The organism is Devosia sp. UYZn731 (assembly GCF_040546795.1).
Taxonomy (GTDB): Bacteria; Pseudomonadota; Alphaproteobacteria; order Rhizobiales; family Devosiaceae; genus Devosia.
This window is the reverse complement of sequence record NZ_JBEPOL010000001.1, coordinates 310,923-332,261: the sequence shown is the minus strand read 5'-3', so window position 1 is coordinate 332,261 and position 21,339 is coordinate 310,923. Positions and strand designations below refer to the sequence as shown.

General features: G+C 63.8%; 18 protein-coding genes. 10 read left to right on the top strand and 8 right to left on the bottom strand.

The genetic code is table 11. The features are described 5' to 3' along the window. The first annotated feature begins 122 nt into the window (after window positions 1-122). From ABIB57_RS01525 to ABIB57_RS01510, 4 genes are read left to right on the top strand one after another with little or no spacing between them, the layout of a single operon-like run. Window positions 123-1,751 carry a helix-turn-helix domain-containing protein gene (locus ABIB57_RS01525; protein WP_354038084.1) on the top strand — a complete coding sequence of 543 codons (1,629 nt, stop codon included), beginning with the start codon at window positions 123-125 and terminating at the stop codon, window positions 1,749-1,751. A gap of 56 nt (window positions 1,752-1,807) precedes the next feature. Beyond that, window positions 1,808-2,191: a response regulator transcription factor gene (locus tag ABIB57_RS01520; protein ID WP_354038083.1), complete on the top strand. Its 384-nt coding sequence runs from the start codon at window positions 1,808-1,810 to the stop codon at window positions 2,189-2,191. Beyond that, window positions 2,175-2,408: a hypothetical protein gene (locus tag ABIB57_RS01515; protein ID WP_354038082.1), complete on the top strand. Its 234-nt coding sequence runs from the start codon at window positions 2,175-2,177 to the stop codon at window positions 2,406-2,408. Before ABIB57_RS01520 ends, ABIB57_RS01515 begins: the two co-directional genes overlap by 17 nt. Next, on the top strand, window positions 2,408-5,110 hold the full coding sequence (locus ABIB57_RS01510) for an ATP-binding protein (RefSeq protein ID WP_354038081.1): 2,703 nt from the start codon (window positions 2,408-2,410) through the stop codon (window positions 5,108-5,110). The genes ABIB57_RS01515 and ABIB57_RS01510 overlap by 1 nt, the downstream gene beginning before the upstream one ends. 113 nt (window positions 5,111-5,223) lie before the next feature. Here the strand turns inward: ABIB57_RS01510 and ABIB57_RS01505 are convergent, their stop codons facing one another. Both ABIB57_RS01505 and ABIB57_RS01500 read right to left on the bottom strand, forming a co-directional pair. Continuing rightward, window positions 5,224-6,804: a DHA2 family efflux MFS transporter permease subunit gene (locus ABIB57_RS01505; protein ID WP_354038080.1), complete on the bottom strand. Its 1,581-nt coding sequence runs from the start codon at window positions 6,802-6,804 to the stop codon at window positions 5,224-5,226. Window positions 6,805-6,827: 23 nt separating this feature from the next. Further along, complete coding sequence (locus ABIB57_RS01500) at window positions 6,828-8,036, bottom strand: HlyD family secretion protein (RefSeq protein WP_354038079.1); 1,209 nt, start codon at window positions 8,034-8,036, stop codon at window positions 6,828-6,830. A 130-nt stretch (window positions 8,037-8,166) separates the two neighbouring features. Here ABIB57_RS01500 and ABIB57_RS01495 point away from each other — a divergent pair, with 130 nt between their 5' ends. Next, window positions 8,167-8,829, top strand: coding sequence for a TetR/AcrR family transcriptional regulator (locus ABIB57_RS01495; RefSeq protein WP_354038078.1), 663 nt, complete (start codon window positions 8,167-8,169; stop codon window positions 8,827-8,829). A gap of 50 nt (window positions 8,830-8,879) precedes the next feature. Here ABIB57_RS01495 and ABIB57_RS01490 read toward each other — a convergent pair whose 3' ends face one another. The 5 genes from ABIB57_RS01490 to ABIB57_RS01470 form a co-directional block, all read right to left on the bottom strand. Next, window positions 8,880-9,866, bottom strand: a complete 987-nt coding sequence (locus tag ABIB57_RS01490) for an ABC transporter permease (RefSeq protein WP_354038077.1) — start codon at window positions 9,864-9,866, stop codon at window positions 8,880-8,882. Next, entirely contained in the window at window positions 9,863-10,837 is a 975-nt protein-coding gene (locus tag ABIB57_RS01485) for an ABC transporter permease (RefSeq protein WP_354038076.1), read from the bottom strand. The genes ABIB57_RS01490 and ABIB57_RS01485 overlap by 4 nt, the downstream gene beginning before the upstream one ends. After that, the gene (locus ABIB57_RS01480) at window positions 10,834-12,366 is read right to left on the bottom strand and encodes a sugar ABC transporter ATP-binding protein (protein WP_354038739.1); all 1,533 of its coding nucleotides are present in this window, start codon (window positions 12,364-12,366) and stop codon (window positions 10,834-10,836) included. Before ABIB57_RS01480 ends, ABIB57_RS01485 begins: the two co-directional genes overlap by 4 nt. 88 nt (window positions 12,367-12,454) lie before the next feature. Continuing rightward, entirely contained in the window at window positions 12,455-13,492 is a 1,038-nt protein-coding gene (locus ABIB57_RS01475) for a substrate-binding domain-containing protein (protein WP_354038075.1), read from the bottom strand. Between the two features lie 72 nt (window positions 13,493-13,564). Beyond that, complete coding sequence (locus ABIB57_RS01470; protein WP_354038074.1) at window positions 13,565-14,479, bottom strand: sugar phosphate isomerase/epimerase family protein; 915 nt, start codon at window positions 14,477-14,479, stop codon at window positions 13,565-13,567. A gap of 256 nt (window positions 14,480-14,735) precedes the next feature. On the opposite strand from ABIB57_RS01470, the gene ABIB57_RS01465 reads away from it, so the two are divergent. From ABIB57_RS01465 to ABIB57_RS01455, 3 genes are read left to right on the top strand one after another with little or no spacing between them, the layout of a single operon-like run. Continuing rightward, complete coding sequence (locus ABIB57_RS01465; RefSeq protein WP_354038073.1) at window positions 14,736-15,530, top strand: SDR family oxidoreductase; 795 nt, start codon at window positions 14,736-14,738, stop codon at window positions 15,528-15,530. Then, complete coding sequence (locus ABIB57_RS01460) at window positions 15,527-17,047, top strand: mannitol dehydrogenase family protein (protein ID WP_354038072.1); 1,521 nt, start codon at window positions 15,527-15,529, stop codon at window positions 17,045-17,047. The genes ABIB57_RS01465 and ABIB57_RS01460 overlap by 4 nt, the downstream gene beginning before the upstream one ends. 31 nt (window positions 17,048-17,078) lie before the next feature. Then, window positions 17,079-18,248 (top strand): Gfo/Idh/MocA family protein, encoded by a 1,170-nt coding sequence (locus ABIB57_RS01455; RefSeq protein ID WP_354038071.1) that lies wholly within the window; start codon window positions 17,079-17,081, stop codon window positions 18,246-18,248. 8 nt (window positions 18,249-18,256) lie between these two features. Here ABIB57_RS01455 and ABIB57_RS01450 read toward each other — a convergent pair whose 3' ends face one another. Next, a complete protein-coding gene (locus ABIB57_RS01450) occupies window positions 18,257-19,069 on the bottom strand; it encodes a MurR/RpiR family transcriptional regulator (protein ID WP_354038070.1) in 813 nt (270 codons plus the stop codon). A gap of 332 nt (window positions 19,070-19,401) precedes the next feature. Between ABIB57_RS01450 and ABIB57_RS01445 the strand changes: the two genes are divergently transcribed. Together ABIB57_RS01445 and ABIB57_RS01440 are read left to right on the top strand one after the other, a co-directional pair. Then, window positions 19,402-20,193, top strand: a complete 792-nt coding sequence (locus ABIB57_RS01445; RefSeq protein ID WP_354038069.1) for a GntR family transcriptional regulator — start codon at window positions 19,402-19,404, stop codon at window positions 20,191-20,193. Between the two features lie 42 nt (window positions 20,194-20,235). Continuing rightward, entirely contained in the window at window positions 20,236-21,339 is a 1,104-nt protein-coding gene (locus ABIB57_RS01440) for an ABC transporter ATP-binding protein (RefSeq protein WP_354038068.1), read from the top strand.

The window sequence follows — 21,339 nt, the reverse complement described above, 5'->3', positions numbered from 1 at the left end:
GTCCCGCCTGCAAAGACTGGCAATAGGCTGTTGTAATCTCAGAGATATTCTGTAAATTCTTGATCCGAAACCGGTGAACAATAGTCAATTGATTGACAGGTAAGCGGTTTGGAGGAGTTTCCATGCGTGCGCCCATCGGGTTTCGCATCAGTAATCGGCGCAAGGTGCTGGGGATTTCGCAGGCCGCCTTGGCGCGGCTGGTCGGCATTTCGCCGAGCTATCTCAACCTGATCGAGAACAATAAACGCGACATCGGCGGGGCGCTTTTGCAACGCGTGGCGCAGCATCTGGACATCGATATCGACCAGCTTGCTGGACTTCTTGAACAAAAATTGCTGCAGGATCTGGAAGAGGCGTTCGCCGACCCGATGGTGCAGGCACTTCCGTTCCAACCCGACGAGCGACGCGACCTGGTGGCGCAATATCCGGCGAGTGCGGCGGCGCTCTCGCGGCTACATCGAGCCTATGGCGCGGCGATGACGAGCGCCGATGCCTATGCCGATCGGCTACGCAGCGATCCGCTGCTGAGCCAGATGCTGCACCAGATTTTGTCGAGCATCACCGCCGTGCGGTCCAGCGCCGAAATTCTGCAGGATGTGCCCGATCTCGATGATGCCGAGCGGCAGCGGTTTCTGGCGGCGATCGGGCGCGAGACGCTGGCGCTGAGCGATGTGGCGCGCAACCTGATCGGGCAGTTCGATACGGCCAGCCAGACGCGACGGAGTGTTTCACCGGCGCGGGAAATCGATGATCTCATTATCGAGCGCGAGAACTATTTTCCCACGCTGGAGGACGCGGCGGGGATTTTGCGAGCCGAGATCGAGGCGGCGGGGCCGTTCAATGTCGTGACGCTGACGGCGCTACTGGGGGAGCGGTTCGGGGTCGAGGTTGTGTTTGGCGGTGCGGCGGGCAATGTCGGCTCCGATTTTCCGGGGCAATATCGGTTTGATACCGAATCACGGGTGGTGTGGTTCCAGGGGGCGGCGACGCTGGCGACGCGGCAGTTCCAGCTGGCGCGGCTCTATGGGGAACTGGCGGCGGGGAATGTGTTGGCGGAGGCGCTTCAATCGGCGGCGCTGACTAGCCCGGTGGCGCGGCGGCTGGCGGCGCGGGCGATGGGAACCTATCTCGCCGGGGCAATGGTGTTTCCCTATTCGCGGTTTCTGCGCGATGCGGAGGCGGTGCGCTACGATATCGACCGGCTGCGGCAGATTTATCATGCCAGCTTCGAGCAGATTGCCCATCGGCTGGTGACGCTGCGCCGGCCCGGGGAGCAGGGGATACCGTTCGGGTTCCTGCGCTCCGATCCGGCGGGACGGCTGACCAAGCATTTTCCGCTGCCGGGGCTGCTGTTGCCCAATAGTGGGCACGCGTGTCCGCTCTGGGCGATCTATGGCGCCTTCCGCACGCCCGACACGATGGTGCGCCAGATCGTTCGGTTTGCCGATGGGTCGCGCTATCTGTTCCTGGCGCAGACGGTGCAGCGGCGGACGGCAGCGTTCCGCGAGACAGTGGTGCCAACCTCGATCATGCTGGCCTGCAATGTGCTGCATGCGGACCGGACTATCTACAGTGCCGGGCTCGATTTGCAGGACCAATCAGCCGATGTGCCGGTCGGGCCGAGTTGCCGGCTGTGCACGCGGCGGGAGTGTCCCAGCCGACAGGAGGAGGTGATGGCGCCGGGCGGCATGACGGCGGAAATCCGCTCGCCGTTGGTGCCATTCGGGTTTGCGCTTGGCGATCCGGACTGATTGCGCTTTAGTGTCGCCATTCGCGGAGGGGAGACCGCGGATGCAAAGGGGGGATTTTGGCAATCGACGTGTTGATTGCCGAAGATGAGCCGAGCATTTTGGAATCGCTCGAATTCATTCTTCGGCGGGCCGGTTGGAGCGTCAGCGCGGTAACCGACGGCGATGCTGCGCTGGAGGGCGTGCGTCGGCTACGGCCGCGCATGCTGCTGCTCGATGTCATGCTGCCCAAGCGCAGCGGTTTCGACGTGCTCAAACTGTTGCGGGCCGACGTGGCGTTGCAGTCCATGCCGGTGCTGATCCTGACGGCCAAGGGCCAGCAGCAGGATCGGCGCATCGCCACCGAACTGGGGGCCGACGCCTTCGTTACCAAGCCTTATGCCAATGCCGATGTGGTCGGCGCGGTGCGGCAATTGCTGGGCGAAAATGCCGGATCGCCGTAAACTCGAAAGCGGCATGCTGGTGCTGGCGGCGTTCGGCGCGCTGCTGTTCGTGCCGCCACTGGTGTTTGTGTTCAACCAGCGCATCAGCCATTTCGGCATCCCGCAGATTGTCATCTACCTGTTTGTGGTTTGGGGGCTGCTGATTGCCGGTACGGCGCTGCTGACGCATTACCTACCCAAATATATGCCGCCCGATTCCGGCGACGGGGGCGGCTGATGCTGTCGGCCGATTTCGTCATCATCTCGGCCGTGGTCTATGTCGGCCTGCTGTTCGTGCTGGCCTATTTCGGGGACAGGCGAGCGCGGGCCAGCAAGACCTCGTTCCTGCATTCGCCGGCAGTCTATACGCTGTCGATATCGGTCTATTGCACCAGCTGGACGTTTTACGGCGCAGTGGGTAATGCGGCCCGTAGCGGGCTGGAATTCCTGACGATTTATCTCGGCCCCACCATCGTGTTCGTGGGCTGGTGGTTCGTGCTGCGCAAGCTGGTGCGGATCGGGCGGACGCAGGCGATTACCTCGATCGCCGACCTGCTGTCGTCGCGCTATGGCAAGTCCAACCGGCTGGCGGTGTTGATAACGCTGATCGCGGTGATCGGCATCACGCCTTATATCGCGTTGCAGCTCAAGGCGATTACGTCGTCAATTCAGGCGGTTGCCGCCTCCTCCGAAGGTGCGCGCGGAAGCCTGGCCGGGGTTGACGATGGGGCGCTGGCCTTTGGCATCGCGGCGGGCATGGCGCTGTTCACCATCCTGTTCGGCACCCGCAATGTCGACGCCAAGGAGCAGCATCACGGTGTCGTCGCCGCCATCGCTTTCGAGGCGGTCATCAAGCTGACGGCATTGCTGGCCGTGGGGATATTTGTCACTTTCGGGCTGGGTGGCGGCTTCGAGGCGATCTATAGCCGGGCGGCGGCGGCGGGGATCGAAATCTACTCCGACAACACGTTCGGCTCGCGCTTTCTGGCGATGACCATTTTGTCGGGTGCCGCGATCATCTGCCTGCCGCGGCAGTTCCAGATCACCGTGGTCGAAAATTCCAATGAGAACCATCTGCGCACCGCCGGATGGGCCTTTCCGGCCTATTTGCTGCTGATGAGCATTTTCACCATGCCCATTGCGCTCTATGGGCTGACCAATATGCCGGCCGGCGCCAATCCCGACATGTTCGTGCTGACGCTGCCGCTGGCGGCGGGGCAGTCCGGGCTGGCGCTGCTGGCCTTTATCGGCGGGTTTTCGTCGGCCACCTCGATGATTATCGTCGCCTCGATTGCGCTGTCGATCATGGTCTCCAACCACATCATCATGCCCATAGTGCTGCGCAGTTCGAGCGGCATCGGGCAGGGGGACGGGCGAGGGGTGACGCGGCTGCTGCTGATCAGTCGGCGCATCTCCATCGCGCTGATCCTGACGCTGGGATTTTTGTATTTTTCGCTGACCGGCGACAGCGATGCACTGGCGCCAATCGGGCTGATCTCGTTTGCGGGCGTGGCGCAGTTCCTGCCGGCGATTCTGGCGGGGCTGTATTGGCGCGACGCGTCGCTGAAGGGGGCGGCCACCGGGGTGTTTGTCGGCTTTGTGGTATGGGCCTGGACCATGTTCCTGCCCAGCTTTGAGACGGTCAGCCCGGTGGTGGCGCGGCTGATGGTCGAAGGGCCATGGGGCATCGGTTTCCTGCGGCCCGAGCATCTGTTCGGGCTCGATGGGCTCGATCCGCTGGTGCATTCGGTGTTCTGGAGCCTGTTCCTCAACGTCTTCATGCTGGTGGTGGTATCGCTGTTCACCACCCAATCGGCGCTGGAGCGCATACAGGCGACCGTGTTCGTCGACATTTTCCGCCGGGGCGCGGTGCCGCAGGGCAATTTCATCCGGGGCTCAGCGACGGCGAACGATCTCTATTTCGTCGCCGAGCGCGTGCTGGGCGAACGACGGGCGGCTGCGCTGTTCGAAACGGCGGCGCGGGAAAGCGGGGTGGAGCCGGCACAGCTTGATCCATCGCCCGAATTCATCGGGCGGCTGGAGCGCGAACTGGCGGGCTCGATTGGGGCGGCGTCGGCGCATGTCATGCTGTCCAAAGTCGTTTCCGGCAGCGACGTTTCGCTGGAGGAGGTCATGCAGATGGCCGACGAGACCCAGCAGGTGATCCAGTATTCCCAGCAATTGGAGCTGACCTCGGCCGAACTGCGCTCGACGGCGCAGAAGCTGGAGGATGCCAATGCTCAATTGCGCGAACTTGACGGCCAGAAGGACGATTTCCTCAGCCAGGTGAGCCACGAAGTGCGCACGCCGATGACCTCGATCCGCTCGTTCTCCGAGATATTGCTGGAGCCGGGCGATTTGGATGACGGCCAGCGGCAGCGGTTCGTGTCCACCATTCATCAGGAGAGTTTGCGGCTGACCAAGCTGCTGGATGAAATCCTTGATCTGAGTGCGCTGGAGCGCGGCGAGCGGGCGTGGGAGAATAGACCAACCGATGCCGAGGCGGCGCTGGCGCGGGCGCTGGGCGTGTGTGACGCGCTGCTGCGGCAGCGGGGGATGACTGTGGAGCTTGGGCCGCGCACGCGCGCCGCCATGGTCGACGGCGATGCCGACCGGCTGTGCCAGGTGTTCATCAACCTGATTTCCAACGCGGTGAAATACAACGATGCCGAGCAGCCGGTGATGCGGGTTAGCTCGCTGGTGCGCTCGGGGCATTATGTGGTCGACATCGCCGATAATGGCGGGGGCATCGCCAAGGGCGAGCGCAAGTTGATCTTCCGCAAGTTTTCGCGCGGTCGTCATAACGGCACTGATCAGAGCGGGGCCGGGTTGGGGCTGACCATCAGCCGGCAGATCATTACGCGTATGAATGGGACACTGGAACTCGCGCCGAGTGCGCTGCCGGGCGCGTGCTTTCGGGTGCGGTTGCCGGTGATCTGAGGGAGCGGGGCGAGGTGCCGTCGTCGACAGTTTTGCCACTCACTCGATCGGTTCCCTCTCCTCAAGGGGGAGGGAGGCCGTTCGGCGCGTGTGTCGAGATTGAGGTCCCGTCGCTAGTGTCCGCCACCACCGCCGCCAGCTTTGCCGGGCTTCTTCATCAGCAAGGCGAGGACGGCGAGGCCGGCAAAGGCCACCGTCAGGATGAGCAGCACGTCGATCATCGACAGGATGGTGGCCTGCTGGCGCACGATGTTGGAGAGTTGGCGTGTCGCGGCCTCCAGGCCGTTCAGCCCGTTGGCAGTGTTGTTGCGCACCATCTGGTCCATCTGTGCCACAGCGGCGGGATTGGACCAGGTGACATGCTCGGCCAGAACTTCGTAGTGTGTGGCCGTGCGGTTGACGAGGATCGTGTTGATCAGCGCCAGGCCCACTGCACCGCCCAGATTGCGGGTGAGGTTGAACAGGCCCGAACCGCCCTTGAGGCGTTCCGGCGCCAGCGTGCCGAGCGCCAGATTGTTGATCGGCACCATGCACAGCATCATCGAGACGCCGCGGAAAATCTGCGGGATTAGCAGCTCGTTAAAACTCCAGTCGGCGGTGAGCTGGCTCATCGAATAGGTGCCGGCGGCAAAGCCGAGGAAGCCGATCATCATCATGACGCGCAGGTCCATCTTGCTGGACAGGAAGCCGGCAAATGGCGCGGTCAGGAACATGCAGAGGCCGGAGATGAACAACGTTTCGCCGATCATCATGGAGTCATAGCCGCGAATGCGTCCGAGATAGAGCGGGTAGAGGTAGGTCAGGCCATAGAGGCCGATGCCCAGGACGAACGAGAACACCGAGCCGAAGGCGAAATTGACGTTACTGAAGGCGCGCAGGTCAACAATGGGGAATTCGACCTTGAAGGCGCGCCAGAAGAACACGACGCCGCCGACAACCATGGCGATGAACACCATAAGGATGGTCTGGTCGTTCAGCCAGTCATGCGCGGCGCCTTCCTCGAGCACATATTCCATGCCGCCCAGGAACGTGCCCATGGCGAGCAGGCCCCACCAGTCGAACTTGGCCATCAGGCCCTTTTCCGGCTTGTCGAAGTCGATCAGCAACCAGGCGGCGCTGGCGACCAAAATGCCGGGGATGACGTTGATGAGAAACAGCCAGTGCCAGGAGAGGGCGCTGGTCAGGTAGCCACCGACGGTCGGCCCGATGGTGGGCGCCAGCGTGGCGACGAGGCCGATGATGGGGGAAACGATGGCGCGCCGGGAGGGCGGGAAAATCGTGAAGGCGGCGGCGAAGACCGACGGGATCATGCCGCCGCCGATAAAGCCCTGCAGCGCCCGATAGACGATCATCTGGTCGATATTGGTGGCGGTGGCGCACAGCGCGCTGGCAATGGTGAAGCCGGCGGCCGAAATGGTGAACAGCACGCGGGTCGACATGATGCGGCCCAGCGTGCCGGACAGCGGGATCATGATGACTTCGGCGATCAGGTAGGAGGTTTGCACCCAGCCGATTTCGTCCGAGCCGGCGCTGAGGCCGGCCTGGATTTCTGCGAGGGAGGCCGAGACCACCTGAATATCGAGGATGGCCATGAACATGCCGAACACCATCGCCACGAAGGCGAAGATGCGTCGGGCGGGCATGGCATCCTTATCGGCGCTGACCGCCGCGACGTCGACTATTGCGTTTGCCATCGGACCGCTCCCTCATGCCAGCGTCAGTTCGCCGACGCCGGGATGGTGCGGGTATCGGCCTCGACGGTGACGCTGAGACCAGCGCGCAGCTTGCCGGTGGCCAACGCATCGGCGGGCAGTGCGATGCGCACGGGGACGCGCTGCACCACCTTGGTGAAGTTGCCGGTGGCATTTTCGGCCGGCAGCAGGGAGAACACCGAGCCGGAGGCGGGAGCCAGCGACTCGACGGTGCCGTGGATTGGCCCGGCGCCGAGGGCGTCGACAGTGATGGTCACTGCTTCGCCGGGAACCAGGTTGGCGAGCTGGGTTTCCTTGAAATTGGCTTCGACATAGAGCGCGTTGACCGGAACTACGGCGGCGAGGCGCGCGCCGGGGCTGACCAGGTCGCCGGTCTGCACCGCCATGTTGCCGACAATGCCGTCATAGGGCGCGCGCAGCACGGTGAAAGCCATGTCGCGTTCGGCCTTTTGCAGTGTCAATTCCTGCGACTTGATCGCGCCGGCGGCCTCCGCGCGCTGCGCCTGCAACACGCCGATATTGGCCTTTGCGGCGGCGATCTGCGCGTCGCCGGCAGCGATGTTGGCATTAGCCTGATCGAGCGCCGCGGTGGCCTTGTCAAGATCGGCCTGCGAGACAACGGCGCGGGCGGTCAGTTCGGTTGAGCGATCGAAGGCAAGCTGTGCGTTGCGCTGGGCGGCCTGGAGCGCAGTCTTTTGCGCCTCGGCCTGGGTGACGGCAGCGCCGGCGCCAGTGATCTGGGCGTCGATGCGGGCGAGAGTCAGGTGCTGGGTGTCGATGCTCGCCTGGGCCTGGTCACGGGCGATGCGATAGTCGCCGTCGTCCAGCGTCACCAGCGTATCGCCGGCCTTGACGGACTGGTTGGCAACCACATTGACCTGGGTCACATAACCGGTGACCTTGGGGGAAATGGTGGTGATATCGCCAACGATATAGGCGTCGTCGGTGGACACCATGAAGCGGCCGGTCGTGTAATAATTGTTGCCGTACCAACCCGCGCCGGCCAGGGCCAGGAGCGCGATGATCGAAACCACGACCCGGCGGCGGCTGCCGCCCTTGGGCTTGGTGGGGGCAGCGGGAGCAGGCTCGGGGGCATCCACCACGGGGGCAGCTTCGGGCGCTGCCTCCAGCGCCTCAACGGGGGCGGGAGCGGCTGCGGTCTGGGACCGGCGGGCGGCAGGCAAGCGGCGGACTTTGTCGTTATCGTTGGCCATAGCGGGGAACCACAGAGCTTGAATTCGTTAAACCGAACTGTTCGGTTCGATTGACATAGACCTGTCCATATTCCATATCAAGATAAATCGAACCGCTCGGTTCGAACGCCAACCATGCAAGGAGTGCATAGTGACCGACTCACAAACTGGCGCCCCACTTGCTCCGGCAGGCCAGCGTGGGCGCGCCGCGGCGGGGCAGGACCCGGCCAAGCGCGACCAGATTCTCGACGGCGCCAAGAACTGCTTTCTCAAGCTGGGTTTCGAGGCCGCCAGCATGAATGAAATCACCGCCGAGGCCGGCGTCTCCAAAGGGACGATCTATGTCTACTTCCAGAACAAGGAAGAGCTGTTCGCCCACCTGATCGACCGCGAACGCACGGCAATGCTGACCTTCGCCGAACATGAGCTCAATGAAGCCCAATCCACTGCCGAGGCCTTGCAGCGCTTTGGCGTTGCCACCACCACCAAGATGACCTCCGACGTGGTGATCCGGGCGCAGCGCATGGTGCTCGCCGTAACCGAACGCATGCCGGACCTCGCGACGCGGTTCTTCGGCCCCGATCCATTTTCAGCCATCGTCGTGCTCAAGGCGTTCCTCGACACCAAGGTGGCATTGGGCGAACTGCGCATCGAAGATACCGAGCTGGCAGCACGGCAGTTTATCGATCTGTCGATGGCTTCCTCATTCAAGCGGCGTCTCTTCGGCAACTTGCCGCATGAAATGCCTGCCGCAGAAATCAGCCGCGTCGTCGCAAGCGGCGTGGACATGTTCCTGAAGTTTTACGCGGCTTAAGGCCGTCTGGCCAACGCGTGGCGACCCGTTAGCACCACGCGTCCGACCGGCTAACTGTCTTCGATTATCCTCAAGTAGATGGCCGTGACGAGCAGGATCACGAGGCCAAACAGCCCCTGCCGCAGTCCTTCGGGCATTTGCAGCACGGTCAGCAGCGTCGTAAGCACGCGCAGGATGAGGGCGCCGAGGATCGCGGTGGCATAGCTGCCGCGGCCGCCGAAGATGGAGGTGCCGCCGATAATGGTGGCCGCCACCGAGGGTAGCACCAGGGGCTCGAGCAGCGTCAGCGACGGGGTGCGGATGACGCCCACATAGAGCAGGCCGGCAATGGCGGCGAGCAGCGAGGAGGCGACATAAAGCGCCAGGATGACTTGCCAATAGGTCGAGCCCGACAGGCGCGACGCCTTCTCGTTGTCGCCAATGGCATAGACCTGCCGGCCGAATCCAGTGCGCCGCAGCACGAAAATGATCAGCGCCGCGATCGGCACGAACAGCAGAAGCGCATTGGGCACGCCGTAGGTGAGGCCAGTGCCCAGCCAGACGATGAAGGGCGGGATTTCCGAGCCGGAGGCGATGACGGTGCGCTGATAGACCTGCAGGATGCCTGAACCGACGAGGCCCGTGCCGAGTGTCATGATCAGGGGATGCACCCGGAAGATGCCGACGCCGACGCCGTTGGCAAGCCCGATCAAGACTGCGGGCAGCAGTGATAAAGCCAGCGTCGTTGCCGGGTCGTGGTGGCCGATCTGCGTCGCCATGATGAAGGCGGCCATGGTCCCCACGGTGCCAACTGACAGGTCGAGGCCGCCGGTGAGCATGGTCAAGGTCTGGGCGCCCGCCAATAATGCCAGGGGAATGGCGAATTTAATCGTATTGGCAACCCATAGGGGGTTGATGATGCCGGGGCTGAGCAGTTGCAGCACCGCGCAAAGCAGGATCAGCAGCACGATCAGCGGAATGATCGGCTGATCCGCCATGAGGCGGCGCAGACGTCGGCCCAGGTGAGGCTGCGGCAATGGGCTGGCGACTTCGCTCATGTCGATCGCCCCCGCATGGCCAACAAGGCGCCGAACATGACGACGGTGACCATGATCACCCCCTCGATGATGGTGGTGACGTTGGGATCGACCGACAGCAAGGTCAGGTCGGTGCGCACGAGGCGCAAGACGAACACGGCGACGATGGGGCCGACCAGTCCGCCGCGCCCACCGGTAAGCGCCACCCCGCCGAGCACGACCGCGGCAACGCTGGCCAGCAGATAGGGTCCGGGGATCGGTGCGCCGATGCCCGTACTCATGGTCAGCGTCAGTCCGCCCAGTGCGGCAAAGATGCCGCCGATGCCATAGGCGAGAATGCGGGTTCGCGCCACGGGAACGCCGCTCCGGAACGCGGCCAGTTCACTGCTGCCGATAGCGTAAATACTGAGGCCAAGTTGCGAGCGCTTGAGAGGTATCCACACCACGCACACCGCAATTACCACCACAAGCAGCGCATGCGGTATCCAGGCCGACACCGCATCGGGCAGCCCCGGCACCGATAACGACCCCACGACCAGCGCCTTCAGCCAATCGGCGGCGCCGCCGCCCGGCGATGGCAGGATGAGCAGGGCCACGCCTTGCAGCACGAACATCATCGCCAGCGTAACGACGATGTCGGGCACACGGGAGATGGTGATGAGAATGCCGTTGAGCGCGCCCAGCGCGAAGCCGAAGGCGAGCACCAGCGGCACCGCGTAGAGCGCCGATGCCGCGCTCTGGTCCTTCATCAGCAGTGCCGCCGTGACGCTGGTCACGGCCATCATCGCGGCAATCGACAGGTCGATGCCGCCGGCCAGCACGATGACGGTCTGCGCCGCCACGGCGAACGCGTAAGGCAGCGCGGCCTGCGTCAGCGACGCGAAATCCCTCGCGCCATAGGCCGGCTGGATGAAGCGGGTGATCACGAACAGCGCGACGAACAGCACGACGAGCCCGATCACCCAGCTCTGCCGCAGCGAAAAGGCGATCATGGCGCGGCCTTCGGACGGGTTGGGTCGGCCAGGATGCCGAGATCGGCGGCCGTATCGCGCGGCAGGCCATAGGCCGCCCGCGTCAAGGCGAGTTCGTCGGCGATCTCGACCGGCAGCACATCGACCACCCTGCCGCCGAAGATGGCCACCGCCCGGTCGCAGACCAGCTGAATTTCCTCGAGTTCGGATGTGTAGTAGAGGACGGACTTGCCCTGTGCCGCCAGCTCGCGAACCAGCGTGTAGATCTGCGTCTTGGTGCGCACGTCGATGCCACGTGTCGGGTCGAAGCACAGAATAGTCTTGGCGTCGGCGGCGATCCAGCGGGCGATCGTCACCTTCTGCTGGTTGCCGCCGGAGAGCCGCCGCACCTCGCCCTGCGCGCGGGTGTCAATCTGCAGCCGCTCGATGGCGCGCAGTACGGTGGTGCGCTCGTTGCCCATATTGATCGGGCCCCAGCGCCGCACCCCGGCGCTGAAGGGCAGGGCGATGTTCTCGCGCACGGAGCGGTGCATCAGCAAGGCGCCGCTGCGGTCGCCCGGCACGTAGGCGATGCCCCGTTCGATGGCGTCGCGCGGCTTGCCGAATTTCACCGCCTCACCCGCGACCTTGATGACGCCCGCGCTCGGACGGATCGAGCCCGCCAACGCGGCGAACAGCTCGTCCTGCCCTTGTCCTTCAAGGGCGACGACACCGACGACCTCGCCATCATGCAGATCGAACGACACGTCGTTGAGCTTGGTGCCGACGCGCAGGTTGCGTACGCTGAGGCGGGTTTTGCCCAGCGCTTGCGGACGGGCCTCCGCGGCGACCGCCGCGCCGTGCTTGCGCAGAATTCGCTCGCCCAGCATCAGCTCCACGATGCGGTCCTCGACATCGGGCCCGATATCGACGACGCCGACGGTTTCCCCGTCACGCAGGATGGTGGCCCGGTCGCATAGTGCTGAAATTTCCAGGAACCGATGCGAGATAAAGATCACCGATCGGCCGGTCTGGGTTTGCTTGCGCACCACCTCAAGCACTTTTTCCGCAAGATTGGCGGGCAGGGCCGCGGTCATTTCATCGAGCAGCAGGACATCGGGTTCAATGGCCAAAGCGCGCGCGAGATCGAGGACGCGCAGGATCGCCAGCGGCACGTCCCGCGCCATCTCGCTCAGGTCGAGATCGGGCACGCCCAATTCGTGTACCCAGTGGCGGAACGCGTCCACCGGCGTACGGGTCAGCCGCAGGTTGGACAGCACATCGAGATCGGGGATCAGCGAGGGCTCCTGATACACCGAGACCAGGCCGGCACGCCGCGCATCGGCGGGCGAGCGGACCTTCTGCTCGACGCCGCGGATGGCAATCCTGCCGGCGGTCGGACGCAGGGCGCCGGTCAGGATCTTGACCATGGTGGATTTGCCGGCCCCGTTTGCACCCATCAGGGCATGCACTTCGCCGGGCAGCAAGGACAGCGAGGCATTGCGCAGCGCGCGCACCGCGCCATAGGTTTTAACCAGGCCGTTGGCTTCAAGGAGTGGGCTCGTCGTCATCGGCATGGCGAGAAAAAATCCGTGGAAGCGAGCGGGGACGCCAGTGCCTGACCGGCGTCCCCGCTCAACGAGTGTGTGCGGATCGAGTCTATTCGCCTGGGCCCTTGCAGGCGATGATCTGTTCCTTGGTGTAGGTGGTCCAGTCCGGGATCGAGATCGACACCGGCCATTCCTTGTTCAGCGACGGATCGGCGGCAGCCAGCAGGTTGGCCTTGCCCTCCGGGGTGACGTTCTCCCAAAGCACGGGGGTGACGAAGTTGCTTTTTTCCGCGGGGGCCTTGCCGTCCAGCACCTGCAGCGCCAGCGTCACGCCGGCGCCGCCTACGGAACCGGGATTGGTGACCGCTGCGCCGGAGAGGCCGGCGACGGTGTTGAGCTGCTCGACGAAGCCGGCATTGTCGGCGCCAACGACGGGCACGAGCTTGGCGCCGGATTCCGTCAGCGCATCAACGATGACGTTGTCGATACCCGAGGTCCAAATGCCATCGAACGGTACACCCGACGCGATGAAGTCGAGAATCTGCTGCTTGCCCTGGTCCTGCTGCCAGCCGGTGAAAGTCTCGCTCACCACCTTGACGTCGGGGAACTCGGTCAGTGCCTTCTTGAAGCCGGCGTCGCGATCGGTGTCGGCCGAAGCGCCGGCGGCGCCCCGCATATAGACCACGCCGCCCTTGCCGCCCATTTGCGTGAACAGCCACTTGGCGCCCAGATAGGCATAGTCCGACTGATTGTTCTGGATGGTGTAGATATTGGGATCGGTGACCGACTGGTCGACGACGACAACGGTGATGCCGGCGGCCTCGGCTTCCTGCAGGGCGGGCGCGATGCCAGCGGGATCCGACGGATTGACGATGATGGCGTTGACCTTGGCGCTGATCAGGTTGCGGATGTCTTCCAGCTGGCCAGCGGCATCGGTATTGCGGTGGGCGATATTCAGCGAGGCAACCTCGCCGGAAGCCAGGGCCTGGGCCTTGATGGCGCAGATCATTTCCTCGCGCCAGCCGTTGCCTTGCACCGTGTTGGAGACGCCGATCGTGTAAGTGCCGGCGGCAAAGGCCATGCCGGACGACGCCAGAATGGCCGCGCCGGCGAGCAGTGAGATGATTGAAGTCTTTGCAAGTCGCATGGGGTTTCCTCTCCCTTTGTGGCCTTCCGGCCCTTGTTGTCTGCGGTCCTTATGGACTCTCGTTGCAGAATTTCATTTTACCAGAGGCCGCAGCACGCCGCGCGCGAGCAGGAAGCCCCGCTTGACCTTGTCGTCGCTGCCTTCGAATTGCCGGTCCTCGTGCTCGATGATGACCGGCCCGTCATAGCCCGCCCGGTAGAGCTCGGAGAAGAACACAGTCCAGTTCACCTCGCCAAGCCCCGGCATGCGCGGAATCTGCCAGCCGATGCCGGCCGACATGATGCCGCGCTCGTAAAGACCATCGCGGTCGATCAGCAGGTCCTTGGCATGCACATGCAGCATGCGCGCGCCGAATTCGCGGATAAAACGGGCGCCATCGATCATCTGCCAGACCAGGTGGGATGGATCGTAGTTCATCCCCACGTCGGTCCCCCAGGCCTCGAAAATGCGCCGCCAAATCATCGGCGAATAGGCGATGTTGTGGCCGCTCGGCCATTCGCTGGCGCTGAACAGCATCGGGCAGTTCTCGAACGCCAGGGTCACGCCCTTGTCGCGGGCAAAGGCGATGATTTCCGGCCAGACCTTTTCGGCCTCTTTCCAGTTGGCCTCGATCGGCTGGGCAGCATCGCCGCCGACGAAAGTGTTGACCACCGGCAGGCCCATCAGGCTGGCGGCGTTGACGACGGATTTGAGGTGCTCGATCGCCGCCTGGCGGTGGCCGAGGTCGGGATGGAGTGGGTTGGGATAGTAGGCGAGCGCCGAAATGGCGAGCTTCCTGGCTTGCAGCGAGGCGACGATGTCCCTGGCTTCCGAAGCACCGAGGCTAACGACGTCGATGTGGCTTGTGCCTGCATAGCGACGGGTGGCGCCCGACGATCTCGGCCAGCAGGCAATTTCCAGCGCTTCAAACCCGACCGACGCGGCCCAATCGGCCACGTCGACAAGCGGCGTCTCCGCAAAAGGCGCGGTCAGAATGCCGAGCTGCATCGTTGCCTCCCTGGCTCCTTGTTCCACCAGGCCTTATGGCCTTCTCGTTCGGAACCGGATTTCTATTTCTGCCAATATGGACGGCAGTTTTTAGCGCGTCAATCGAGCATATTCTATTTGCGCTTTTGCACGCCAGGCCAAAAAGTCCAACTCTTCCGGGCGGTTGGCCGCTTCTGACCGCGTTTGGCCAGCGTTTGACAGTGTCGATTGGAAATGTAATTCCATATTGCAGCGTTTGAAATTCTGGTTGGATGAGATGGACGTTCGGTTGGACGGCAAGATCGTGCTGGTGACGGGATCGACGCAGGGCGTCGGTGCCAAGATTGCCGCGCTCGCCATCGCCGGCGGCGCTGCCGGCGTGATGGTGACCGGTCGTGATGGCGAGCGGGGCAGGGCGCTGGCGCAAAGCCTCGGCACCCAGCAATGCCCGGTCGAATTCATTGCCGCCGATTTGGGGGAGGCAGGGGCCGCCGATACGGTCGCGGCCGCGACGATCAAGCGGTTCGGTCGCATCGACGCGCTGGTCAATGCGGCGGGCCGCACCGATCGGGCCTCGTTCCTCGATGGATCGCCGGAGCTGTGGGACAAGCTGTTCGCGGTCAACGCCAAGGCACCGTACTTCCTGATGCAGGCCGCCATCCGCGACATGCTCGGCCGCAAGGCGCCGGGCGCCATCGTCAATATCCTGTCGATGAACGCCTATTGCGGCGCGCCGGAACTGGCCATCTATTCGGCCACCAAGGGGGCCCTGACGACCCTGACACGCAACGCCGCCAATGCGCATCTGGCCGACCGGATCCGCGTCAATGGCATCATGATGGGCTGGGCCGCCACCCCCGGCGAAAACCAGATGCAGAGCGCTACGCTCGGCAAGGGTGCCGATTGGGCCGCGCGGGTCGCGGCCAACATGCCGCTCGGGCGCATGCTTGCCGATGACGAGGTCGCCCAGCTCGCGCTGTTCATGCTGAGCGACAGCGCCGGGCTGATGACCGGCGCCCTGGTCGACCTCGAACAGAGCGTGGTCGGCGCACCGGCCCGACGCGGCCCATGAGCGCCTTGCCGCTTGTGGGTGCCGAGCGCCTGACGCCCGCCACAGCAGCGCAACTGCCCGCATCGGTGCAGCGCCCCGCCTACGACCGCACGAAACTCAAGCCGGGCATTGTCCATCTTGGCGACGGCGCTTTCCACCGCTGCCACCAGGCCGAGTGGACCGACGATGCGCTGCAGGCCGCATTCGGCGACTGGGGGATCGTCGGCATCAATCTGCGCGCGCCCGATATCGCCAACGCGCTCGGCGCCCAGTCGGGCCTGTTCTGCCGCGAACTGCGCGAAGATGGCGCCGTTGATCGCCGCCTGGTCGGTTCGGAAATCGCGCATATCTCGGTGCTGGACGAGAGCTACGATCCCTATCGATTGTCGCTACGCGTGGCGCTTGAAGCTGCGGCCGATCCTGCCATCCGGCTGATCACCATGACGGTGACGGAGAAGGGCTATTGCCACATCCCCGCGACTGGCGAGCTTGACCTCGATCATCCCGATATCGTGCACGACATCGCCGCGCCACGCGCGCCGCGCTCCGTCCCTGGTTTTATCCTCGAAGCGCTGACGCTGCGGTTGCAGCGCGAGGCCGGCCCGCTGGCGATCATGAGCTGCGACAACGTGCCCGACAATAGCGCGACGCTGCGGCGGGCTGTTCTCGGGCTGGCCCAGCGCGTCGACGCCGCGATTGGCGACCGCATCGCCCGAGACGTGCATTTTCTCAACACCATGGTCGACCGCATCGTGCCGGCTACGCAGCCGGGCGATATCGAGCGTTTTGCCGCGCAAACCGGCATTGCCGATTTCGGCCTTGTGGTCGGCGAGCCGTTCCGCATGTGGGTGATCGAGGACACACATCGCTGTGCCATGCCAGCCTGGGACCGGGTCGGGGCCCTTATCGTGGATGACGTGCGGCCCTACGAAATCCTCAAGATGCGGGTGTTGAACGGCATCCAGTCCAATGTGTGCCAGCTCGGCCTGCTGTCGGATTTGCAATTCATGTCCGAGGTCATGGGCAGCGAGATATTCGAGACCTTTGCGCGCCGCACCATCATGGATGAAGTGGTGCCTGAACTGCCAAAGGTTTCCGGCATCGACGTGCTGGCATATGTCGAGCAATCGATCCGCCGGCTGAAAAATGGCGACCTCAAGCACGGCACGCTGCAGATTTCGACCGACGGGTCGCAGAAGATCAGGCAGCGCTTGCTCGAACCGCTCCGCGCTTGCCTCGCGGCTGGTCGCCCGGCCAATGGCCTGCTGCTCGGCGTGGCCGGATGGATGTGCTATGCAGGCGGCCTGCACTGGCAGAGCAAGCGCATCGATGTGCGCGACCCCAAGGCTTCGGTGACCACGGAGATCGGTCGCCGCTATGGCAGCGACCCGGCGGGTTTCGTCGCTGAAATGCTCAAGCTTGCGGATATTTTCGGCACCGACCTGACGGACGATGAGCCGGTCAAAGCCAGGCTTGCCCAGTTCGTCGAACAGCTGCGCGCCGCGCCGGCCATCGAAGTCGTCGCGACGCTGATCTAGAGTAAGCCGGTCTGCCAAGGGGGTGGCAAAAATGGTTGATGCACGCAGCGATGCCCGCGCCACGCGGCGCCTGAGGATCGGCATGGTGGGCGGCGGGCGCGACGCTTTCATCGGTGCCGTGCACCGCATGGCGGCGCGGCTCGACGATCGCACCGAACTGGTCGCGGGCGCCCTGTCGTCGGACCCGGAACGCGCGCGTCTTTCGGCATCCGATATCGGCATTGCCGCCGACCGCGCCTATTCCGACTTTGCCGAAATGGCCCAGCGCGAAGCCAGCCGCCCCGACGGCATCGAGGCCGTCATCATCGTGACGCCCAACCATCTGCATGCGCCGGTGGCCAAGGCGTTCTTGGCTGCCGGCATCGACGTCATCTGCGACAAGCCGCTCTCGGCGACGCTGGCGGAGGCCGAAGAGCTTGCCGTCCTCGCAAGGGCCTCCGGCTTGGTGTTTGCCGTGACCTTCAATAATACCGGCTATGCGATGGTCCGCGAAGCCCGTGCCATGGTGGCGGCAGGTCAGCTCGGTACGCTGCGCGTGGTGCGCGTTGAATATATCCAGGATTGGCTGACCCAGCCGATCGATGCCGACGGCCAGAAGCAGGCGGAGTGGCGCACCGATCCAGAGCGCGCCGGCCGCTCGGCCTGCCTTGCCGATATCGGCGTGCACGCCTTCAACCTGGCGCAGTTCGTCACCGGCATGGCGCCGGAGTCTGTCGCGGCAGATCTCACCACCTTTGTTCCCGGCCGCCGGCTGGATGACAATGCCCATGTGCTGCTGCGCTACGCCGATGGCGCCCGCGGCGTGCTGATCGCCAGCCAGGTGTCGCCCGGAAGCGGCAACCGCCTGGCGCTTAAGCTCTATGGTGACAGAGCGGGCCTCGAATGGCTGGGGCACGAGCCCGAGATCATGCGCTTTACCCCGTTCGGCGAGCCGACCCGCATTCTCGTCCGGGGCGGTCCCGGCCTCAGCCCAGCCTCGGCCGACGTGTCGCGCATGCCGTCCGAGCATCCCGAGGGCTACATCGAGGGCTTTGCCAATCTTTACCGCGATGCGGTCGACGCGATCCTGCGGCGGCGGAGCGGAGAGGGGCCTAGCAGTAGCGGGCATGTGCCTAGCGTCGAGGATGGCCTGCTCGGCATGCGGTTCATCGAAGCCGCGGTGAATTCGAGCCTGGCGGGCTCCGCCTGGACCAGGCTTTAGGACCAGTCCTACGCCCGCTCGATCAGCTTTCCCAGGCTGATGATAATCGACTGGCACAAGACCATGGCGGGCACCTGCGAGCGGAAGTGGCCGAGCCGGGCTTCCTTGACGAACAGCGTGTGCGTCCCCAGCCGGGCCACCGGGCTGAGCTCGTTGTCGGTGATCACGAGGAGCGTGCGGCCTTTCTGGTGCGCCGTTTGGGCGATCTCGATGGTTTCGGGGGTGTAATCGTCGAATGTGAGCACCAACAGCACGTCATTCGCATCGACGGCGGCGAGCTGTTGCTCGCGCATCGAGCCGACATTGTCGATCAGGTGGGCGCGTTTGCCGACCCGCGACAGGCTGTAATAGCAGTAGGTGGCGACCCCGTAGGCGCCGCGCGCGCCGAGAATGTGAACCGCGCCGGATTTCGCGAGTACATCCACAAATCCCTGAAGCTGGAGGCGATCCACGTCTTCGCGCAACCGGATCAGCGTATCCATGGCGGCCTGCACGAAGGTGTCGAAAACCAGGCTCGGCTCGTCGAGATGCAACACCCTGGATTTGCTGGGCCGCGGCGCGTCGGCGAAGGACTTCATGCGCTCGTCGTAGGTCATCCGCGGCCCGAGCAGGCGCTGCCGGAACACGCTCTGGAGGCTGTTGAAGCCGGCAAACCCCATTTCCTTGGCGAAGCGGGTGATGGCGGAAGGCTGCACCCCAGCCTGGCGCGCCAGTTCGACGATAGTGTGGATTGCCACGTCCTCGGGATTGTTGACGAAGAAGCGCGCCACCTGCTGCAGGCGGCGGCTGAGCTTGCTCTCGCGCTCGGTCAGCTCGGCCATGAAGGTTGCGAACTCGATCGCCGGCGGTATGTCCTTGGTCTGGTCTGCCAACATGGCTCCTAAAGTCTTGCAGCGACTAAATATTCGCCACGCTCAACGGAATTTTGAGGTCGTGGCCCCTCATGGCATTCGCCTCGTGGAACTATGACTTTATCATCACTACGACGTTTGCATCGTACTTCAAAACGATCGCCGGGATCGCGCCTATTCCACCTCCTGAGGGATCGGTGCCAGCCCCCCCGAGCGGGGACACGGGCCCGGTTTGGGCGTTGACAAGGGATGCGAACAAGATATATCAACAACGAAACTAAGATATCAGTTAGTGGATTGATATGTCTCCTACGAGTGAATTTCCATCACTGCCGTTGTCGGAACTGGTGCGTTCCGATGAGCTGCCATCGGTCGGCAATATGGCCAATCGAATCTACGGCCTGCTGCGCAAGCTGATCGTCGAGGTCAAGCTGCTGCCCGGCCGGGCGCTGTCGGAAAAGGAAATCGCGGCGCTGCTGCATGTCAGCAAGACGCCGGTCCGCGAGGCGATCATCCGGCTGTCGGAGGACGGCTTCCTGAAGGTCGTGCCGCAGGGTGGAACCTATGTCGCGCCCATTGACGTGCAACGCTACATGGAAGCCTGCTTCATCCGCTTCAAGCTGGAAGAGGGCGCGGTGATCGAGGCCACCAAGCGGCACAGTTTCGAGGACATCGCGCGCCTCAAGACCTGCCTTGCCGAACAGCGCACGGCGGCCGAAGACGAGGAATTTACGAACTTCTTCCTGCTCGATGAGGAATTCCATCGCACCATCTTCGCGGCCGCCCGCCTGCCTGGCGCCTGGAGCGTGGTCAATCAGGCCAAGGGCGAAATGGACCGCATGCGCCATCTCAAGCGTGTCTTCGCCGTACGCCGCACCGAACAGGTGATCGGCGAGCACGAGGCCATCGTTGCGGCCATTGAATCTGGCGACGTGGAGGCGGCGCGCGAGGCCGTCGCCAAGCATTTGGGCTCGCTCGAATCCAAGATTGCCGAGCTCTCCAAGAACCCCAAGATCTGGGCCTATATCGAACAGATCAACACCCGCGTGCCCAAAAAGCGCGCTCCGCGTGGGTCCAAGACGGTCGCCGAATAGACCGTCTCCTGAAACTCCAGGGCCCTGAGGAGGAGCCTTTCCATGTCCGCAGTCGAGATCAATGACGTCGTCAAACGCTATGGCGCGCTCGAGGTTGTGCACGGCATCAACCTCTCCATCCAACCCAAGGAATTCGTGGTGCTGGTGGGTCCCTCCGGCTGCGGGAAGTCGACGACTTTGCGAATGGTGGCAGGGCTCGAAGACATTTCGGGCGGCACGGTTTCTATCGGTGGGCGCACGGTCAACAAAGTCGCGCCCAAGGATCGCGACGTGGCCATGGTGTTCCAGAACTACGCGCTCTATCCCCATCTCGACGTGGCCGAAAACATCGCTTTCGGCCTGCGCGTGCGGCGCGAAAAGAAGGACGTCGTCAACAAGGCCGTGGCCGAGGCGGCTCATATCCTGGGACTGACCGACTATCTCAAGCGCAAGCCCGCCGACCTCTCTGGTGGCCAGCGCCAGCGTGTCGCCATGGGTCGCGCTATCGTGCGCAAGCCAAAGGTGTTCCTGTTCGATGAGCCGCTGAGCAACCTCGATGCCAAGCTGCGCACCCATATGCGCGCCGAGATCAAGCTGCTGCACCGGCGCATGGAAGCCACCAGCATCTATGTGACGCATGATCAGGTCGAGGCCATGACCCTGGCTGACCGTATCGTCATCATGAACAACGGCCACATCGAGCAGGTCGGCTCGCCCATGGACGTGTTTCTTGAACCGGCCAATACCTTTGTGGCCAGCTTTATCGGCTCGCCGCCGATGAACCTGATCGACGCGACAGTCTCGATGGTCGATGGCAAGGCGCGCGGCGTGATCGCTGGTGCGGCAGGGCAAAGCCTCGCTATCCCTGAAGCCTTCGCTCGCAACGCAACGGACGGCCAGGCCGTCAAACTCGGCATCCGCCCCGAAGCCATGCTGGTCAACGCGGATGCGAGCGCCGAGGCCGTCGACTGCGTCATCGATCTCGTCGAGCCGCTGGGTGCCGAGGCGCTGCTGCATGGCCGCATCGATGATCATACCTTCATCGCCAAGGCCGAGACCCTCTCGGCCATTCACGATCTCGCCGATATCCGCCGGTTGGGAATCGATACCAGCCGCATGCATGTCTTCGACGCCGAGACGGGTCGAACCCTCAAGACTCTGGCGTGA